General features: G+C 36.3%; 13 protein-coding genes. 7 read left to right on the forward strand and 6 right to left on the reverse strand.

Going from position 1 to position 16086, the window contains the following annotated elements; translation table 11 throughout:
- Window position 1: 1 nt before the first annotated feature.
- The 3 genes from ABEG11_RS07685 to hpt form a co-directional block, all read right to left on the reverse strand.
- Window positions 2-1276 carry a hemolysin family protein gene (locus tag ABEG11_RS07685; RefSeq protein ID WP_348823579.1) on the reverse strand — a complete coding sequence of 425 codons (1275 nt, stop codon included), beginning with the start codon at window positions 1274-1276 and terminating at the stop codon, window positions 2-4.
- A gap of 272 nt (window positions 1277-1548) precedes the next feature.
- Entirely contained in the window at window positions 1549-2121 is a 573-nt protein-coding gene (locus ABEG11_RS07690) for an adenylate kinase (RefSeq protein WP_348823580.1), read from the reverse strand.
- Window positions 2122-2276: 155 nt separating this feature from the next.
- On the reverse strand, window positions 2277-2807 hold the full coding sequence (gene hpt / locus ABEG11_RS07695; RefSeq protein WP_348823581.1) for a hypoxanthine phosphoribosyltransferase: 531 nt from the start codon (window positions 2805-2807) through the stop codon (window positions 2277-2279).
- An 88-nt stretch (window positions 2808-2895) separates the two neighbouring features.
- Here hpt and ABEG11_RS07700 point away from each other — a divergent pair, with 88 nt between their 5' ends.
- The 6 genes from ABEG11_RS07700 to ABEG11_RS07725 all read left to right on the forward strand — a co-directional run bounded on the left by ABEG11_RS07700 (window position 2896) and on the right by ABEG11_RS07725 (window position 9363).
- Window positions 2896-3444, forward strand: coding sequence for a HEAT-like fold family protein (locus tag ABEG11_RS07700; protein ID WP_348823582.1), 549 nt, complete (start codon window positions 2896-2898; stop codon window positions 3442-3444).
- Between the two features lie 79 nt (window positions 3445-3523).
- Window positions 3524-4681 (forward strand): 5-(carboxyamino)imidazole ribonucleotide synthase, encoded by a 1158-nt coding sequence (locus ABEG11_RS07705; protein WP_348823583.1) that lies wholly within the window; start codon window positions 3524-3526, stop codon window positions 4679-4681.
- Window positions 4682-4733: 52 nt separating this feature from the next.
- Window positions 4734-5975 (forward strand): AAA family ATPase, encoded by a 1242-nt coding sequence (locus ABEG11_RS07710; protein ID WP_348823584.1) that lies wholly within the window; start codon window positions 4734-4736, stop codon window positions 5973-5975.
- On the forward strand, window positions 5975-6562 hold the full coding sequence (locus tag ABEG11_RS07715; RefSeq protein ID WP_348823585.1) for a hypothetical protein: 588 nt from the start codon (window positions 5975-5977) through the stop codon (window positions 6560-6562). Before ABEG11_RS07710 ends, ABEG11_RS07715 begins: the two co-directional genes overlap by 1 nt.
- Before the next feature lie 12 nt (window positions 6563-6574).
- Complete coding sequence (gene purE / locus ABEG11_RS07720; protein ID WP_348823586.1) at window positions 6575-7060, forward strand: 5-(carboxyamino)imidazole ribonucleotide mutase; 486 nt, start codon at window positions 6575-6577, stop codon at window positions 7058-7060.
- A gap of 275 nt (window positions 7061-7335) precedes the next feature.
- The gene (locus ABEG11_RS07725; protein ID WP_348823587.1) at window positions 7336-9363 is read left to right on the forward strand and encodes a M3 family metallopeptidase; all 2028 of its coding nucleotides are present in this window, start codon (window positions 7336-7338) and stop codon (window positions 9361-9363) included.
- A 228-nt stretch (window positions 9364-9591) separates the two neighbouring features.
- Here ABEG11_RS07725 and ABEG11_RS07730 read toward each other — a convergent pair whose 3' ends face one another.
- A complete protein-coding gene (locus ABEG11_RS07730; protein WP_348823588.1) occupies window positions 9592-10404 on the reverse strand; it encodes a UbiA prenyltransferase family protein in 813 nt (270 codons plus the stop codon).
- Window positions 10405-10624: 220 nt separating this feature from the next.
- Here ABEG11_RS07730 and gcvP point away from each other — a divergent pair, with 220 nt between their 5' ends.
- Window positions 10625-13474 carry an aminomethyl-transferring glycine dehydrogenase gene (gene gcvP / locus ABEG11_RS07735; RefSeq protein WP_348823589.1) on the forward strand — a complete coding sequence of 950 codons (2850 nt, stop codon included), beginning with the start codon at window positions 10625-10627 and terminating at the stop codon, window positions 13472-13474.
- A gap of 300 nt (window positions 13475-13774) precedes the next feature.
- Here gcvP and ABEG11_RS07740 read toward each other — a convergent pair whose 3' ends face one another.
- Both ABEG11_RS07740 and ABEG11_RS07745 read right to left on the reverse strand, forming a co-directional pair.
- Entirely contained in the window at window positions 13775-14674 is a 900-nt protein-coding gene (locus ABEG11_RS07740) for an energy transducer TonB (RefSeq protein ID WP_348823590.1), read from the reverse strand.
- Window positions 14675-14841: 167 nt separating this feature from the next.
- Entirely contained in the window at window positions 14842-16068 is a 1227-nt protein-coding gene (locus tag ABEG11_RS07745) for a Glu/Leu/Phe/Val dehydrogenase dimerization domain-containing protein (protein ID WP_348823591.1), read from the reverse strand.
- Between the last annotated feature and the right edge of the window lie 18 nt (window positions 16069-16086).

Raw genomic sequence — 16086 nt, forward strand, 5'->3', positions numbered from 1 at the left:
TTTAATCCTTTAAGGCTTTCACCATTACTTTATCAATCTTCACGCCATCCATATCAATGACTTCCAGTACAAATTTTTGCCAAACCAGCTTTTCGCCTTCTTTTGGGATGTGTGACAATTCTGTCATTATTAATCCGCTTACTGTGGTTACTTCGTAATCCCCTATCAGATCATCCAATTCGAAATAAGTCAGGAAATCATGCAGCGAATAATGTCCGTCTACCATCCAGCTTCCGTCTTCTCTTTCTATTAATTGGAAATCATCTTTATAGAAATCAGATGCATTTCCAACCAATGCCTCCAGAATATCATTCAGCGTTATTATTCCTTGAAAAACGCCATATTCATCAGAAACTAATGCGTAATGAATTCCTGTTTTCTTGAATTGTTCCAAAGCTTTGTAAGCGGTGGTTTGTTCCATCATAAATGGAGCATCTGTCATGATTTCAGCTAGATTGAAATTATCGTTATCAACATTGGCAAAGATGCTCTTCAGATTAACAACTCCTACGATATCATCATGATTTTCATTATAAACTGGATAAATAGAATGCAGTTCTTTGATCATAAATCCTCTTACCTGACTCTTATCGGCACGCAGAGGAAGCATCATTACTGATTTTCTGTGTGTCATTAACGAATTGATTTTTCTATCGCCAATATGAAAAACACGTTCTACAATATCCTGCTCAATTTCCTGAACTTCCCCAACTTCAGTCCCTTCTTTGATGATAGCCTTGATTTCTTCCTCAGTTACTTTCCCGTCTGCGGTTGGTTTTATTCGAAAAATATCAAGCAGAAAATCAGTCGAAGTAGTTAACAGCCAGATGAATGGCGCTGTAACTATTGATACTATTTTCATTGGCATAGCAACGGCTTTGGCAATGCCTTCGGGATAATTCAAGCCAATCCTTTTTGGCAGTAATTCTCCTAAAACCAAGGAAAAAAAGGTCAATGCAACAACTACAATCCCAACTGCGATGGAATGTGCATAAGGTATTAGTGAATGAAATCCTTTTACGAATGTTTCTACATCGGAAGTAATTTTGTCTCCACTAAAAATACCTGTAAGAATTCCAATTAGAGTGATTCCTATTTGTACTGTAGACAGGAATTTATTTGGGGAATTTGCCAGATCCAATGCGATCTGGGCATTTTTATTTCCTTTTTTTGCAGATGTTTCCAATCTGTTTTTTCTGGCCGAAATCAATGCGATTTCTGACATCGAGAAAACCCCATTTAAGAGTATTAGAAAAAATATTATTACTATTTCCAATGTTTAGATAATTCGTTTATATATTGGATTTTATGTAATCCTTTTGTTTTACAGTCTTATTTTAATAGCCCAGATGGAAGTGAAAAGCTCATGGCTATAAAAAACTAATTTTTCCTGTTATAAAAGAGCGACTCCTCACCTCAACCCTCTCAGGGAGAAAATTGGATGATTCTTCTTTGTTCCTTTTATGACATAGAAAAATAGTTTTTTATGGCTGTGACTTGTAACGTACAGCTGGACACGAGCAAAGCGAACTGGCGAAGCAGATGCTCCTATAAATTATCGATTACCGCAGTAAGTCTTTCTGTAATTTCTTCGATTGTTCCGATTCCATTTACAGCGTGAAACTTATTCTGGTTTTTATAATATCCAATTAGCGGTGCGGTTTTTTCATTGTATTCCTGATAACGGTTTCTGATTTTTTCTTCATCCTGATCGTCTACTCTTCCGCTGGTTTTACCTCTTTCTAACAATCTGGCTACTAATATATTGTCATCAGCTTCAAGAGCAATAGTCGCTGCAACGCTTGATCCGATGGTTGGCAAAAAGGCATCCAGAGCTTCAGCCTGGGCAATTGTTCTTGGGTATCCGTCAAATAAAATTCCATTTGAATCCAAGTGTTTGTTTACCTCATCGATAAGCATTTTGGTAGTTAATTCATCTGGAACTAAATCTCCAGCATCCATAAAAACTCTTGCTTCCTTACCTAATGGAGTATCATTTTTCAGATTGTAGCGAAAAACATCTCCTGTAGAAATGTGTTGTAAGCTGTATTTTTCTTTTAAAAATTCTGCCTGGGTTCCTTTTCCTGCTCCTGGCTTTCCAAATAAAACAATATTGATCATAATTTAATTTAAAATTTAAAAATTTAATGATTGAAAGATTTACAGACTTTGTCAATAAATTTTTATTCCTATTTATTATTTTTAGTTTTCAAAACAAAATTTTAAAATTAAAAGACTTTATTACTGCTCTTTCAATTTTTAAAATTTTTTAATATCTATTCTTTTAATTGATACACTTCTGGCAGATTTCTTCCTAGTCCATCGTAATCCAATCCAAAACCTACTATGAATTTATTTGGAATCCGGATTCCAACATAGTCAATTTTAATATTTTTTTTGAAGGCATCTGGCTTAAAAAAAAGCGTTGCAATTTTAAAATGCTTTACATTCTGGCTTTTGAACAGATTTTTCAATTCTTCCAAAGTGTTTCCAGTATCGATAATATCCTCCAGGACAATTACAGTACGCCCTGTTAAATCCTGGTTTAAACCTATTAATTGCTTAACAGATTCAGTTGAAGATGTGCCTTCATAAGAGGCTAATTTGATAAAAGAAACTTCGCAGGGTTTTTTATATAATTTTAAAAAATCAGAAACTACCATAAAAGAACCGTTCAAGACACCAATAAAAATTGGGGTTTCGTCAAAAAAATCGTCTTCTATTTGTGCAACCATTTTTTGGATAGCAAAGTTTATTTCTTTGGCTGAAATAAACGGAACAAATTGTTTATCGTGTAGTTGTATCACAGTTTAAAGTTTTAAAATATTTGGCAAAGATAAGGATTTCACTTTTGACAATTGTAAATTGATTTGTACTTTTAAATCAAAAACAGAAATGATGGTCACTGAATTCCAGAAAAATTTAGATTATGTAACCGGACATAGAGAAAACCGGCAGAAATATGCTGATGAAGTCCTGCATAATCCAGAACTTTTTCCTGAGTTAGTCAGGCTGTCTTTTCAGGTTTCAAATAAAAATTCCTCCAAAGCCTGCTGGATTCTGGAATTTGTATGCTATCAAAAATTGGAATGGATGGAAGAACATCTGGATTTTTTTTGTTCCAACATCAAAAACCTGAAAGACGAAAGCTCCATTCGTCCCGTGTCAAAAATTTGTCAGCTCTTAATATTCTCTCATTATAATAAAAAAGAAATCTTACTTGCCGAAAAACATCTGGAAACAATTATCGAAAGCTCATTCGATTGGCTTATAAACGATACAAAAGTAGCTGCCAAAGCTTACTCCATACGTACATTATATATTTTGGGCCAGCATTATGACTGGATTCATCCCGAATTAAAAATTATAATTACCAAAGATTTCCCTGATCATAGTGCCGCTTATAAAGCTGTCGCTAAAGAAGTTTTGAAGAAAATAAAATAGCGTTTTCTTAATCAATCAGGAAAAAGTATCTTTGCAGATGCGAAGCAATGTGCAGCGCAGACAAAGTAAATACCATCACATGAATTATTTTTCTTCTGATTTTAAATTAGGAATTTTAGGAGGCGGGCAGCTTGGCAAAATGCTATTGTTTGACACCCGGAAATTTGACATACAGACTTACGTTTTAGATCCAAGTGACGAAGCTCCCAGCAAGATTGCCTGTAATCACTTTGTTCAAGGCGATTTAATGGATTTTGAAACCGTTTATAATTTTGGAAAACAAGTTGATGTTTTGACATTCGAAATTGAATTAGTCAATCTTGATGCCTTGGAAAAATTAGAAAACGAAGGCAAAAAAGTATATCCTTCGCCTAAAACCTTGAAATTGATTCAAAACAAAGGAATCCAGAAGGATTTTTATATCAAAAATAATATTCCAACAGCTCCTTTTAAAAGATATGCTACCTTAAAAGACTTGGTAGTCGATTTAGTTGAAGCCAATATTGAACTTCCTTTTGTTTGGAAATGTACCGAATTTGGATACGACGGTAATGGCGTGAAAATCATCAGACAAACAGCTGATCTGGAGAATTTGCCAAATGTGGAATGTATTGCCGAAACAATGGTGCCTTTCAAAAACGAACTGGCAGTAATTGTATGCCGTAATCCACAAGGAGAAATAAAAACGTATCCAGTTGTGGAAATGGAATTTCACCCGGAAGCCAATCAGGTGGAATACGTTATCTGCCCTGCCCGGATTGACGACAAAGTAGCAGAAAAAGCAAGAGCTATCGCATTGAATGTTTCACAGCAATTCAATCATGTTGGTCTTCTGGCCGTAGAAATGTTCCAAACCGAGACCGATGAAATTCTTGTCAACGAAGTAGCCCCTCGCCCACACAACTCAGGACATTACTCAATTGAGGCTAGCTACACTTCGCAATTTGAAAATCATCTGCGCGCCATTATGGATTTACCGTTAGGAAACACCGATAGCAAAGTAGCCGGAATTATGGTTAACTTGGTAGGAGCCGAAGGTTTTTCGGGAGATGTAGTTTACAAAAACATCGAAACTATTTTGGGATGGAACGGCGTTACCCCTCACATTTACGGAAAAAAACAAACACGCCCTTTTAGAAAAATGGGGCACGTTACAATTGTCAATGAAAACATGGCCGAAGCAAGACGCATCGCAGCCGATGTTAAGAATACGATTAGAGTGATTAGCGGTCAGTAAAATTCAGTTTACACTGTTTTATTTTTTAATTAAATTTGTAAAAACTCAATAAATGAAAATCTCCAAATTACATATCGACCAATTTAGGCATTTAGAGAATCTGGATTTTGATTTTACTTATCCTGAAGATTTCCATATTGAAGAAAAAAGAGGACAGCCTTTGGATAAAATATGCTTTATTGGGCAAAGTGCTACTGGAAAAACTAGTTTGTTGGAATTAATAGATATTAAAACTCATAACAACTCATATATTGACTATCCAGAAGAATTTAAACACCACTCATCGCTAGAAAAGCTAAAAGCATTTTTATGTGTTTTTTTTGATGATAGTACTGAAGAATTTTGCATCCAAAATCAAGAAATATTAATAAATTATTCTGTTGAAAAAAAACTAAAAACTAATGATTTAACTAAAAAAATATTTTTCCCATCAGAATTAAATATAAACAAAGTAATTAATTTTCTTAACCCAGATGATTTACAAATTTTAAATTTTAAAGATAAAAATTCTCTTTTAGAAAATTACAATCAGTTTAAACTCGGAGAAAATAACTACAAAGAAATTTACCGATTTTTATTGAATGATTTTATTGATTATCGTGAAAAACTCTTGAAAAAAAGTTCTGACATTTTTAACTATTCAGATATAAATGAAATTATTAATGATTTAAACATTTGGAGAAAAGAAAATCCAAACCCAAATGAAGAATTTGCAATAAAATTTAATGATGTTTTAAAAAAATTAAATTTAGAAGTTGATATTAACAATCCCTCATCGTTCTTAAACATTAAGCAGACCAAAGATGACATCTTTATACCAATAAATTCTCTTAGCACAGGAACAAAACTATTAATATCCTTATTATTACCACTATACAAATTCGACACAAAAGGTTCAATTATTTTAATTGACGAACCTGAACGTTCTTTATATCCTGATATGCAGATGGATTTAATGGAATATTATCAAAATTTGGCTCCAGAAGCACAATTTATTGTAGCAACTCATTCACCATTTATTGCCGCATCATTTGAAGCAGACGAGCGTTTTATTCTTTATTTTAATGAAGAAGGAAAAGTGGCGGTAAGAAGAGGTGAATCACCCATTGGCGATGACCCAAATGATATATTAAAAAATGATTTTGGATTAGAATTTTTAATGAATAAAGAAGGTGTTAAAGCATTTGAAAGATATAGAAATTTAAAAAAGCTCTTAGCTACTGAAAAAAATGATGTTGAAAAAGATAAATTATTAGAAGAAATTCTTTCATTAGCCAATGCCTATAAATTCTAATGAGAAAGCAAACCAAACACCCTAATTCTTTAGCAAAAGATATTGAATACATAAAAGATGGAGACAATTCAAATCTTCGAGATATACTTTTCAAAGAACAAAAGGGATTTTGCTCCTATACAGAAACTTATTTAGGCAGAACCGACCAAAAAGATATCGACCATTTTAATCCTTCAAAAGATTATAACGAAAGAAACAACTATTTGAATCTTTTTCTTTGCAAATCACAATGGAATAAAGAAAAATCAAACAAGTGGGCAGATTTTCAACCTGTCTTATCTCCGTTGAATGATGATTTCGAAGACAGAATCTCTTACAATAAAGATTTAAAGCTTTTTGAAGCCAAAGACGAAAATGATATTGAAGCAAAACATCTAGTAAAGTTATTGAAATTAGATGATTATGATTTATCTGTTGAAAGAAAAAAATATATTGAATTATGTAAAGAATTAATAACTTATTATGAAAATCCAACAATATATTTTCAAAAATTGACTCAAAAAAATCCAAACGAACTTAAATTCATTAGAAGCCTAGAAATAGAATTCAATATTGACATTTGGAATATGATTCCAGAACTAAAATAAATAAAAAAACAAATGAGCAAAGTAGCCATCATAATGGGAAGCATATCGGATATGCCGGTAATGCAGGATGCCATAGATATATTAAAAGAATTTGGAGTCGAAACAGAAGTAGATATTGTATCGGCTCACAGAACACCGGAGAAATTATTCGATTTCAGTAAAAATGCTCACAATCGGGGTATTTCTGCAATAATTGCTGGAGCAGGCGGAGCGGCTCATTTGCCAGGAATGGTAGCTTCGATGTCACCGCTGCCTGTAATTGGAGTTCCTGTAAAATCAAGCAACTCAATTGATGGCTGGGACAGTGTTTTATCTATTTTACAGATGCCTGGCGGTGTTCCTGTGGCAACAGTTGCTTTAAACGGAGCAAAAAATGCTGGAATTCTTGCTGCGCAGATTATTGGAAGCAATGATAAAATTATTTTAGACAAAATTATTTCATACAAAGAAGGACTTAAGGAAGCTGTTTACAAATCTTCTGAAAACCTGAATAAATAAAAAAAAGCTCCTAAAAAAGGAGCTTTTTCAATACTGTAAAATTCTAAACTTGGGGAAATTTAGCGTTATCAATATAATTTCTTTTGATTTGGAACAAAAAGAGTATCATTTTTGACTGAATTAATTTATTATAACAAATTAATTACTCGACAAAAGTACACAAAAAATCGACAAATAACACATTGGTATTAAATTTTTTTAACAAATTTTACTTTTAGAATCTATAACATAAAACATGACAGCTTATTATTTGTAACAAATTACACTCTTAAACTATGAATATACTGCTTCAAAAATTTGACACTAAGCTAGACACAGCGCCATTTTCCAAAATAAAAAACGAGGATTATCTTCCTGCATTTCAAGAAGCAATTAGTTTAGCAAAAGCCGAAATTGACACTATTGTTAACAATACAGAAAATCCTACTTTTGAAAACACAATTGAACCTTTATCGTTCAGCGGAGACACTTTAGACCGAATTTCGAACATCTTTTTCAATCTAAATTCAGCTGAAACGAGCGACGAAATGCAAAAAATCGCTCAAGACGTTTCACCTCTATTATCTGAGTTTGGAAATGACGTTCGTTTGAATGCCGATTTATTTGCCAAAGTAAAAACGGTTTACGACCAAAGAGCAACTTTGAATTTAAACCCGGAACAGACAACACTTTTGGACAAACAATACAAAAGTTTTTCCAGAAACGGAGCCAATTTAGCTGAGGAAAAGAAAAACCAATTAAGGGAAATAGACAAAGAACTATCGAAATTGAGCCTGCAATTTGGCGAGAATGCCTTGGCCGAAACCAATGCTTTCGAATTACACCTGACTGATGAAAAAGATTTGGCTGGTTTACCTGAAGGAACAATCGAAGCAGCCCGTTCATTGGCGAAAGCACAAGATAGAGAGGGCTGGATTTTCACGTTGGATCATCCTAGCTACCTTCCGTTTGTTACTTATTCTGACAACCGCGAATTGCGTAAAAAAATGGCGATTGCTTTTGGTGCCAGATGTTTTCAGAATAACGAATTGGACAATCAGGAAATTGTTTTAAAAATTGCTAAACTCCGCTTTGAAAGAGCCAATCTTTTGGGCTACAAAACGCACGCTCATTTTGTTCTAGAAGAACGCATGGCCGAAAGTCCAGAGAAAGTAAAATCGTTTTTAAATGATTTATTGGCCAAAGCTAAACCTGCAGCGCAAAAAGAATTTGAACAATTATCAGCTTTCGCGAAAGAATTGGACGGAATAGAACAGCTTGAAAAATGGGACGGAGCTTACTATTCAGAGAAATTAAAACAGCAGTTATTCAACCTGGATGACGAAAAACTGAAACCATATTTTCAATTGGAGAAAGTATTGAATGGTGCTTTCACTATTGCCGGAAAACTATACGGATTGACTTTTACCGAAGTCTTTGACATCGATAAATACCATGAAGAAGTGACCACTTACGAAGTAAAAGATCAAAACAATGATTTGGTTGCTGTTTTCTACGCCGATTTTTTCCCAAGAAAAGGAAAACGAAACGGGGCGTGGATGACTTCTTTTAAATCGCAATATGTAAAAGACGGTAAAAACGAAAGACCGCAAATTTCCAACGTTTGCAACTTCACCAAACCAACAGAAACCAAACCATCGCTTTTAACATTTAACGAAGTAACCACCTTATTCCACGAATTTGGCCACGGATTGCACGGAATGTTAGCCAATACAACGTATCCTAATTTATCAGGAACGTCAGTTTATTGGGACTTTGTGGAACTGCCAAGCCAGATTATGGAAAACTGGTGCTACGAGCCGGAAGCATTGGCTTTGTTCGCACACCATTATGAAACCGGAGAAGTTATTCCGCAGGAATATGTCGAAAAAATCAAGGAAAGCGCAAGTTTCCAGGAAGGAATGGCAACGATGCGTCAATTGAGTTTTGGATTACTGGATATGGGCTGGCACGGTCAGGATCCAACCAATATTACCAATGTCAAAACTTTTGAAACCGAACAATTCGCCTCTACACAATTATATCCGGATGTAAAGGAAAATGCAATGAGTACTGCCTTTTCACATATTTTTCAAGGAGGTTATTCTTCGGGTTACTACAGCTACAAATGGGCAGAAGTCCTCGATGCTGATGCATTTGAATACTTTCAGGAGAAAGGAATTTTCAACAAAGAAATCGCCGAGAAATTCAAAGAAAATGTACTTTCAAAAGGAGGAACTGAACATCCAATGGTATTGTACAAACGCTTCAGAGGACAAGAACCTAAACCAGATGCTTTGCTGAAAAGAGCGGGTCTTTTATAGATTTCTAGATTATTAGACTTCTTAGTCATTTATAAAAACCGAGGCAGAAACGCTTCGGTTTTTTTTCATTTCAAAAACTCCCTGAAATTTTCCTAGGTCACCACCAAAAAACTATCCTATTCACCAATTTTAGTATAAATTTAGTGAACGTATTCACCAAAATCATACTTTTTTATCTTTTGATTTAAAAAAAACTTAGAATCTTAGTCACTAAGAAACTCAGCAACTTTATAAAAAAACAACCATCAGCCACCAAAAAATCGGCACTGCTTCGACCCAAAATGAAGTATAATATTTGGATCGGTTTGTATTTGCAAAATATATAAACAACATCAGCATAATTACCATAATAAGATTTATAACAGCATCATGATAATTGAATGTCGATATAAAAATCTCCAAAAACCAGAATGGAACCAGCAATAAAAAACCTAAAAGTTTCGTCTTTTTTACACCAATCATCTGCGGAACCGTTTTTAGATGCGGATCGTCATTGGCCAAATCAATAATTTCAAAAACCAAAATCAGTACAAAAACCAAAATAAACCGCTGAATACATTTTATAAAAAAATCAGAAGAAAAAGGAACTTCTGCATTAATAAAAGGCAAAACCAAGGTTGCTCCCACCCAGCAAAGTGCGACTATGTAAATTTTTACACCTGCCCAGTTTCGGGCATTTCTCCTATTCGGAAAAAAAGGCAAAGTGTAAAGTGCCGTCATCGCAAGAATCGCAACAGCGACAGTTTGTGTAATCCGATTTAAATGAAAAAAATAATACCCCACGAGGAAAAATGAAATAAAGCTCAAAACCGCAATAATCTTCAGCTGCTTCCTGACAATTCTTTTATTGACACGAACCAAAGCATCATATTTCACAAAATTATAACCGACAATTGTTCCGAAAAACACGAATAATGCCATTGCCTCATCATGCGGGATACGAAATACATGAAACGTAATCTGAACCAATGCAAAACAGGACAAAGCCACATGAATGCTGCTGTTCAGGTAAAAATTCAATAGCTGTTTCAATAGCTTCATTTCGTAAATCTAATTAATTATTAACAAATCAACTCTTTAGTTATAAATTTCATAAAAATTGAAGTTAAAAATACCCATTAAATTATTAATAATACTTAATTTTGCGCCACAAAAAAACAACACATTTACTGTAAAATGTAATAATCCTTGTGTAAACTTGATTTAAACAAAGAATATATTTTGCAGATTACATTTCTTTTTTAAAAATAGACAGCTACAAATGAAAACAGATGCTTTTGCTTTAAGACACATTGGGCCAAGAGAAACTGACCTTGAACACATGTTCAAAACAATTGGCGTTAATGATATGACGCAATTACTTTATGAAACATTTCCTGATGGAATTCGTTTAAAAGAAGATTTACAATTAGACCCTGAAATGACTGAATATGAGTACGCAAACCATATTCATGAATTAGGCAAAAAGAATAAAGTTTTCAAATCATACATCGGTTTAGGGTATCACCCAACGATTGTTCCTGCTCCAATTCAAAGAAACATTTTTGAAAACCCGGGATGGTATACTGCCTACACTCCTTATCAGGCTGAAATTGCCCAAGGACGTTTGGAGGCTATCCTTAATTTCCAGACTGTAGTTACTGAACTTTCAGGGATGGAAATCGCCAACGCTTCTCTTCTTGACGAAGGTACCGCTGCTGCTGAAGCTATGGCTCTGTTGTTTGACGTTCGTTCTCGTGACCAAAAGAAAAACAACATAAACAAATTCTTCGTTTCTGAAGAAATCCTTCCGCAGACTTTATCTGTACTACAAACGCGTTCTACTCCGGTGGGAATCGAATTGGTAGTTGGAAACCACGAAACTTTCGATTTCTCTACAGAATTCTTCGGAGCAATCCTTCAATATCCCGGTAAATACGGACAAGTTAATGACTACGCTGCATTTATCGCTAAAGCTGCAGCAAACGAAATTAAAGTTGCTGTCGCTGCCGACATCTTATCTTTAGCTACTTTAACTTCTCCCGGAGAAATGGGAGCTGACGTAGTTGTAGGTACTACGCAGCGTTTTGGAATTCCAATGGGTTACGGCGGGCCTCACGCCGCTTACTTCGCAACCAAAGAAGAATACAAACGTTCAATGCCGGGGCGTATCATCGGTGTATCTATCGATGCTAACGGAAACCGTGCTTTGCGTATGGCTTTGGGAACCCGCGAGCAGCACATCAAACGTGAAAAAGCGACTTCAAACATCTGTACCGCTCAGGTATTATTGGCGGTTATGGCCGGTATGTACGCTGTCTATCACGGCCCAAAAGGTTTGAAATATATCGCAGACAAAGTTCACGCATCGGCAGTAACTGCTGCAGAAGCTTTGAACAAATTGGGAGTTTACCAAACTAACACTGCATTCTTCGACACTATTTTGGTTAAAGCTGATGCCCAAAAAGTAAAAGCTATCGCTGAAAGAAACGAAGTAAACTTCTACTATGTTGATGCTGAAACTATCTCAATCTCTTTCAACGAGACTACTTCAATTTCTGATGTTAACCAAATCATCGCAATTTTCGCTGAAGCTGCAGGTAAAGAAGCCTTCACAGTTTCTGAATTGTCAACTGCATCTCAATTGCCTTCTTCATTGGAAAGAACTTCTTCTTTCTTGACTCATGGAGTTTTCAATAACCATCATTCTGAAAGCCAGTTGATGCGTTATATCAAAAAATTAGAGCGTAAAGATTTATCATTGAACCATTCTATGATTTCTTTGGGTTCTTGCACAATGAAATTGAACGCTGCATCTGAAATGCTGCCTCTATCAATGCCAAATTGGAACAGCATTCACCCATTTGCTCCTATTGAACAAGCAGAAGGATACATCACTATGCTTAAAAAATTGGAAGACCAACTAAGCATAATCACTGGTTTCGCAGGAACCACATTACAGCCAAACTCTGGTGCTCAAGGTGAATACGCAGGTTTGATGACTATCCGAGCTTACCACATCTCCCGTGGCGAAGGTGACCGTAACGTATGTTTGATTCCTTCTTCTGCCCACGGAACAAATCCAGCTTCTGCAGCTATGGCGGGAATGAAAATTGTTGTTACAAAAACTACTCCGGAAGGAAACATCGACGTTGAGGATTTGAGAGCAAAAGCTATCGAACACAAAGACGATTTGTCTTGTTTAATGGTAACTTACCCATCAACTCACGGTGTTTATGAATCAACTATAATCGAAATCACTCAATTGATTCACAATAACGGAGGATTGGTATATATGGACGGTGCCAATATGAATGCACAAGTAGGCTTAACAAACCCTGCTACAATCGGTGCTGACGTTTGTCACTTGAACTTACACAAGACTTTTGCCATCCCTCACGGTGGCGGCGGACCTGGTGTTGGACCAATCTGCGTAAACGAAAAATTACTTCCTTTCTTACCATCTAACCCTGTGTTACACGTTGGTGGCGAACAGGCAATTACAGCTATTTCTTCTGCTCCTTACGGATCTGCTTTAGTATGTTTGATTTCTTACGGATACATCACTATGCTGGGTGCTGAAGGTTTGAGAAGTGCTACTGAACACGCTATCCTTAACGCGAACTACATGAAAGCGCGTTTCGAAGGACACTACCCAATTCTTTACACTGGTGAGTGCGGAAGAGCGGCCCACGAAATGATTTTGGATTGCCGTGCATTCAAACAAAACGGAATCGAAGTTGGTGATATCGCAAAACGTTTGATGGACTACGGTTTCCACGCTCCAACGGTTTCTTTCCCGGTAGCCGGAACATTAATGATCGAACCAACTGAATCTGAAGATTTAGCTGAGTTAGACCGTTTCTGCGACGCTTTGATTGCTGTCAGACAGGAAATTGAAGAAGCAACGGCCGAGGACAAAAACAATTCATTGAAAAATGCTCCTCATACTCTGGCAATGTTAACTTCTGATTCTTGGGATTTACCATACACAAGAGAGAAAGCAGCTTACCCATTGGATTACATCGCTGACAACAAATTTTGGCCTTCCGTACGTCGTATTGACGATGCCTACGGAGACAGAAATCTGGTTTGCAGCTGTGCGCCGATTGAAGCATACATGGAAAACTAGAATTACAGATTTTTACAATACACAAAAACCCTTTCAGTTTTATAACCGAAAGGGTTTTTCAGTATAATTTCCAAAAACAAAGCAGAAACTTTCTGCATTAGATCAGCTTCAGTACTGCTGACCGCTGTATCTGAGATAGCGAACTGATGAAGCATGGCTTCAACGCAAAGTCATCAGCAAACAGATGCTATAAAAAGAATTGACCTTTTGTGAGGGCTGTATGCTGGTTATTTTTCGAGTATAGTATTGATAAAACTCTTTTTTATTTTAAACTCTTTCAATCAGCCTGATTTTTAATAACTAGTTCAGGTTGAAATTATAAATAATCTTACCAGTTTGTTTTACCGGAGCATCGGAGCTTGCATCCCATTTGGTATTCATAGCAGCAATACGCGCCTGATCTAATAAGCATTTTGCAGTATTGGTTGTCCCCTTTATTCCTGGGGTCGCATTAATGGTATTTCCATTTCGATCTACAGAAACTTCCACAACCACTTTACCGGATTCGTTGCAAGTATATTTTGGGGCAGGTTTAGAAAGTGCTTTTCGGTTGCCAAGCGAATAGCCTGAACCACCGGTCCCGCCACCAGATCCTGAGCCACTTCCTGGTCCGTAACCGCTGCCATTGCCTATACCAGTTCCGGTTCCGTTACCACCACCGGTTCCTCCGCCTGACCCGCCTGTGCCGTAATAACCGGTTGCAGTTAAACTTCCGTTGGATTTTCCCTTGTTACCGGCAGTTTTGTCGTCACCATCACCTCCCTTTTTAGAACCTTTTAGTATGCTGGACAAAGCATCATTCGTAGAATTAGATACTTTTGGTTTTACAACTTCTTGTTTTGGCGTTTCTTTGACAACAGCTTCTTGTTTTTTAGGTTTTTCTTTTTGCGGAATAACCGCACTTTCTTCGGTTGAATTTTCCTGTGATATAATGGATTCCTGCGGAGTGCTTTTGGCAGGAGTCTGTTTGGTCTGGTTTTGGACATTCAAGACTTCACTTTGAGTATTTTTGCCCGATCCCAAATCACTATCGCCAAAATTTATACTAACGCCTCCGCCCCCTCCTCCGCTTGCCATCATTTCTTCCAAATTGGAAGGTGGCCAAAAACGGATGAAAAACAACAGCAGCAATAATGATGCATAAATTAGTATGGATAGGATTAATGATTTCTTTTGGTCACTGGAAAGTATAGAACTCATTGTGGAATTTGAATTTAAAAGTGTACTTGTAAAAAACGTTGAAAAGTACTAAAAATTGTCAAGAATAAAAAACTGCCAAGATGTTAAACCTTTTGAAACAGCAAAAAAAACGGATCAAATCAGATTTTCGATATCTATTGATCCGCTTAGCTTATGGTATAAATGTGTTATACTAATTGTTTCAATGCAATTTCAAAAGCAGTTGCACTGATATTTGTTTTGGAGGGGTTTAAGGCATGGGTTTTTTCAATAGCTGTTTTTATGATTTCGGATGCGTCATGAAAAATTGCCTCATCCGTCATCTGCACCTTTTTTTCCATGAAATAAGCAAAAACTCTCGCCATCCCGCAATTAGAAATAAAATCAGGAATTAAGCTTACTTTATGATCAACTTCTTCCATAATTGGGCCGAAGAAAATTGCAGCGTCGGCAAAAGGCACATTCGCTCCACAGGAAATTACTTCGAGCCCATTAGCAATTAAACTCTCGATCTGGTTCTGGGTTACTAATCTCGAAGCGGCGCAAGGCGTGAATATTTCGGCACCTATCATCCATATTTTTTGATTGATTTCTTCAAACGGAGTCATGCTGTCTGCAACTAATTTGTTTCCGTCTTTGGCAAGAAATAAAGTTTTTATTTCTTCAAAAGTAAAACCTTTTTCATTAATCAATCCTCCGTCCCGGTCAATGATTCCAATGATTTTAGCACCCATTTCGGCTAGATAGAATGCGGCGGCTGAACCCACATTTCCAAAACCCTGCACTATGGCTTTTTTCCCTTTTACTGAGCCTCCGTAAATATCATAGAAATGGCGCACCGCCTCGGCAACTCCATAACCTGTAATCATATCGGCAACAGTATATTTTCGGGTCACATCTGGAGAGAATTTAGGATTTTCGATCACTTTGATAACACCTTGACGCAACTGGCCTATTCTGTTGATTTTATCAGCTTCTGTCGGTTTAAAATGACCATTAAAAACCCCTTCCTGAGGATGCCATACACCGCATTCTTCGGTCATTGGGATTACTTCATGAATTTCATCTACATTCAAATCTCCGCCCGTTCCATAATAGCTTTTCAATAAAGGGGAGACGGCTTTGTACCAGCGTTGTAAAACCCCTTTTTTTCGAGGATCATTTGGGTCAAAATTAATTCCGGATTTTGCCCCGCCAATAGCTGGGCCAGAAACCGAAAATTTTACTTCCATAGTTTTTGCCAATGACAAAACCTCATTCATATCAAGACCTTTTCTCATTCGGGTTCCTCCGCCTGCTGCACCTCCACGAAGAGAATTTATCACAGTCCAGCCTTCGGCCTCGGTTTCGGAATCTTTCCAGTTAAAAATTATTTCGGGAGCTTTATTTTCAAATTTCTTTAATAAATCTTTCATATTGTTGTGATATATTTA

Source organism: Flavobacterium aestuarii (genome assembly GCF_040049115.1).
Lineage (GTDB): Bacteria > Bacteroidota > Bacteroidia > Flavobacteriales > Flavobacteriaceae > Flavobacterium > Flavobacterium aestuarii.

Bases quoted from the DNA above. Each gene is read 5' to 3' on its own strand.
- ABEG11_RS07730 (WP_348823588.1), bottom strand. From the start codon at position 10,404: ATGAAGCTATTGAAACAGCTATTGAATTTTTACCTGAACAGCAGCATT.
- ABEG11_RS07740 (WP_348823590.1), bottom strand. From the start codon at position 14,674: ATGAGTTCTATACTTTCCAGTGACCAAAAGAAATCATTAATCCTATCC.
- ABEG11_RS07715 (WP_348823585.1), top strand. From the start codon at position 5,975: ATGAGAAAGCAAACCAAACACCCTAATTCTTTAGCAAAAGATATTGAA.
- ABEG11_RS07705 (WP_348823583.1), top strand. From the start codon at position 3,524: ATGAATTATTTTTCTTCTGATTTTAAATTAGGAATTTTAGGAGGCGGG.
- ABEG11_RS07725 (WP_348823587.1), top strand. From the start codon at position 7,336: ATGAATATACTGCTTCAAAAATTTGACACTAAGCTAGACACAGCGCCA.
- ABEG11_RS07700 (WP_348823582.1), top strand. From the start codon at position 2,896: ATGATGGTCACTGAATTCCAGAAAAATTTAGATTATGTAACCGGACAT.
- ABEG11_RS07710 (WP_348823584.1), top strand. From the start codon at position 4,734: ATGAAAATCTCCAAATTACATATCGACCAATTTAGGCATTTAGAGAAT.
- gcvP (WP_348823589.1), top strand. From the start codon at position 10,625: ATGAAAACAGATGCTTTTGCTTTAAGACACATTGGGCCAAGAGAAACT.
- ABEG11_RS07745 (WP_348823591.1), bottom strand. From the start codon at position 16,068: ATGAAAGATTTATTAAAGAAATTTGAAAATAAAGCTCCCGAAATAATT.
- ABEG11_RS07690 (WP_348823580.1), bottom strand. From the start codon at position 2,121: ATGATCAATATTGTTTTATTTGGAAAGCCAGGAGCAGGAAAAGGAACC.
- purE (WP_348823586.1), top strand. From the start codon at position 6,575: ATGAGCAAAGTAGCCATCATAATGGGAAGCATATCGGATATGCCGGTA.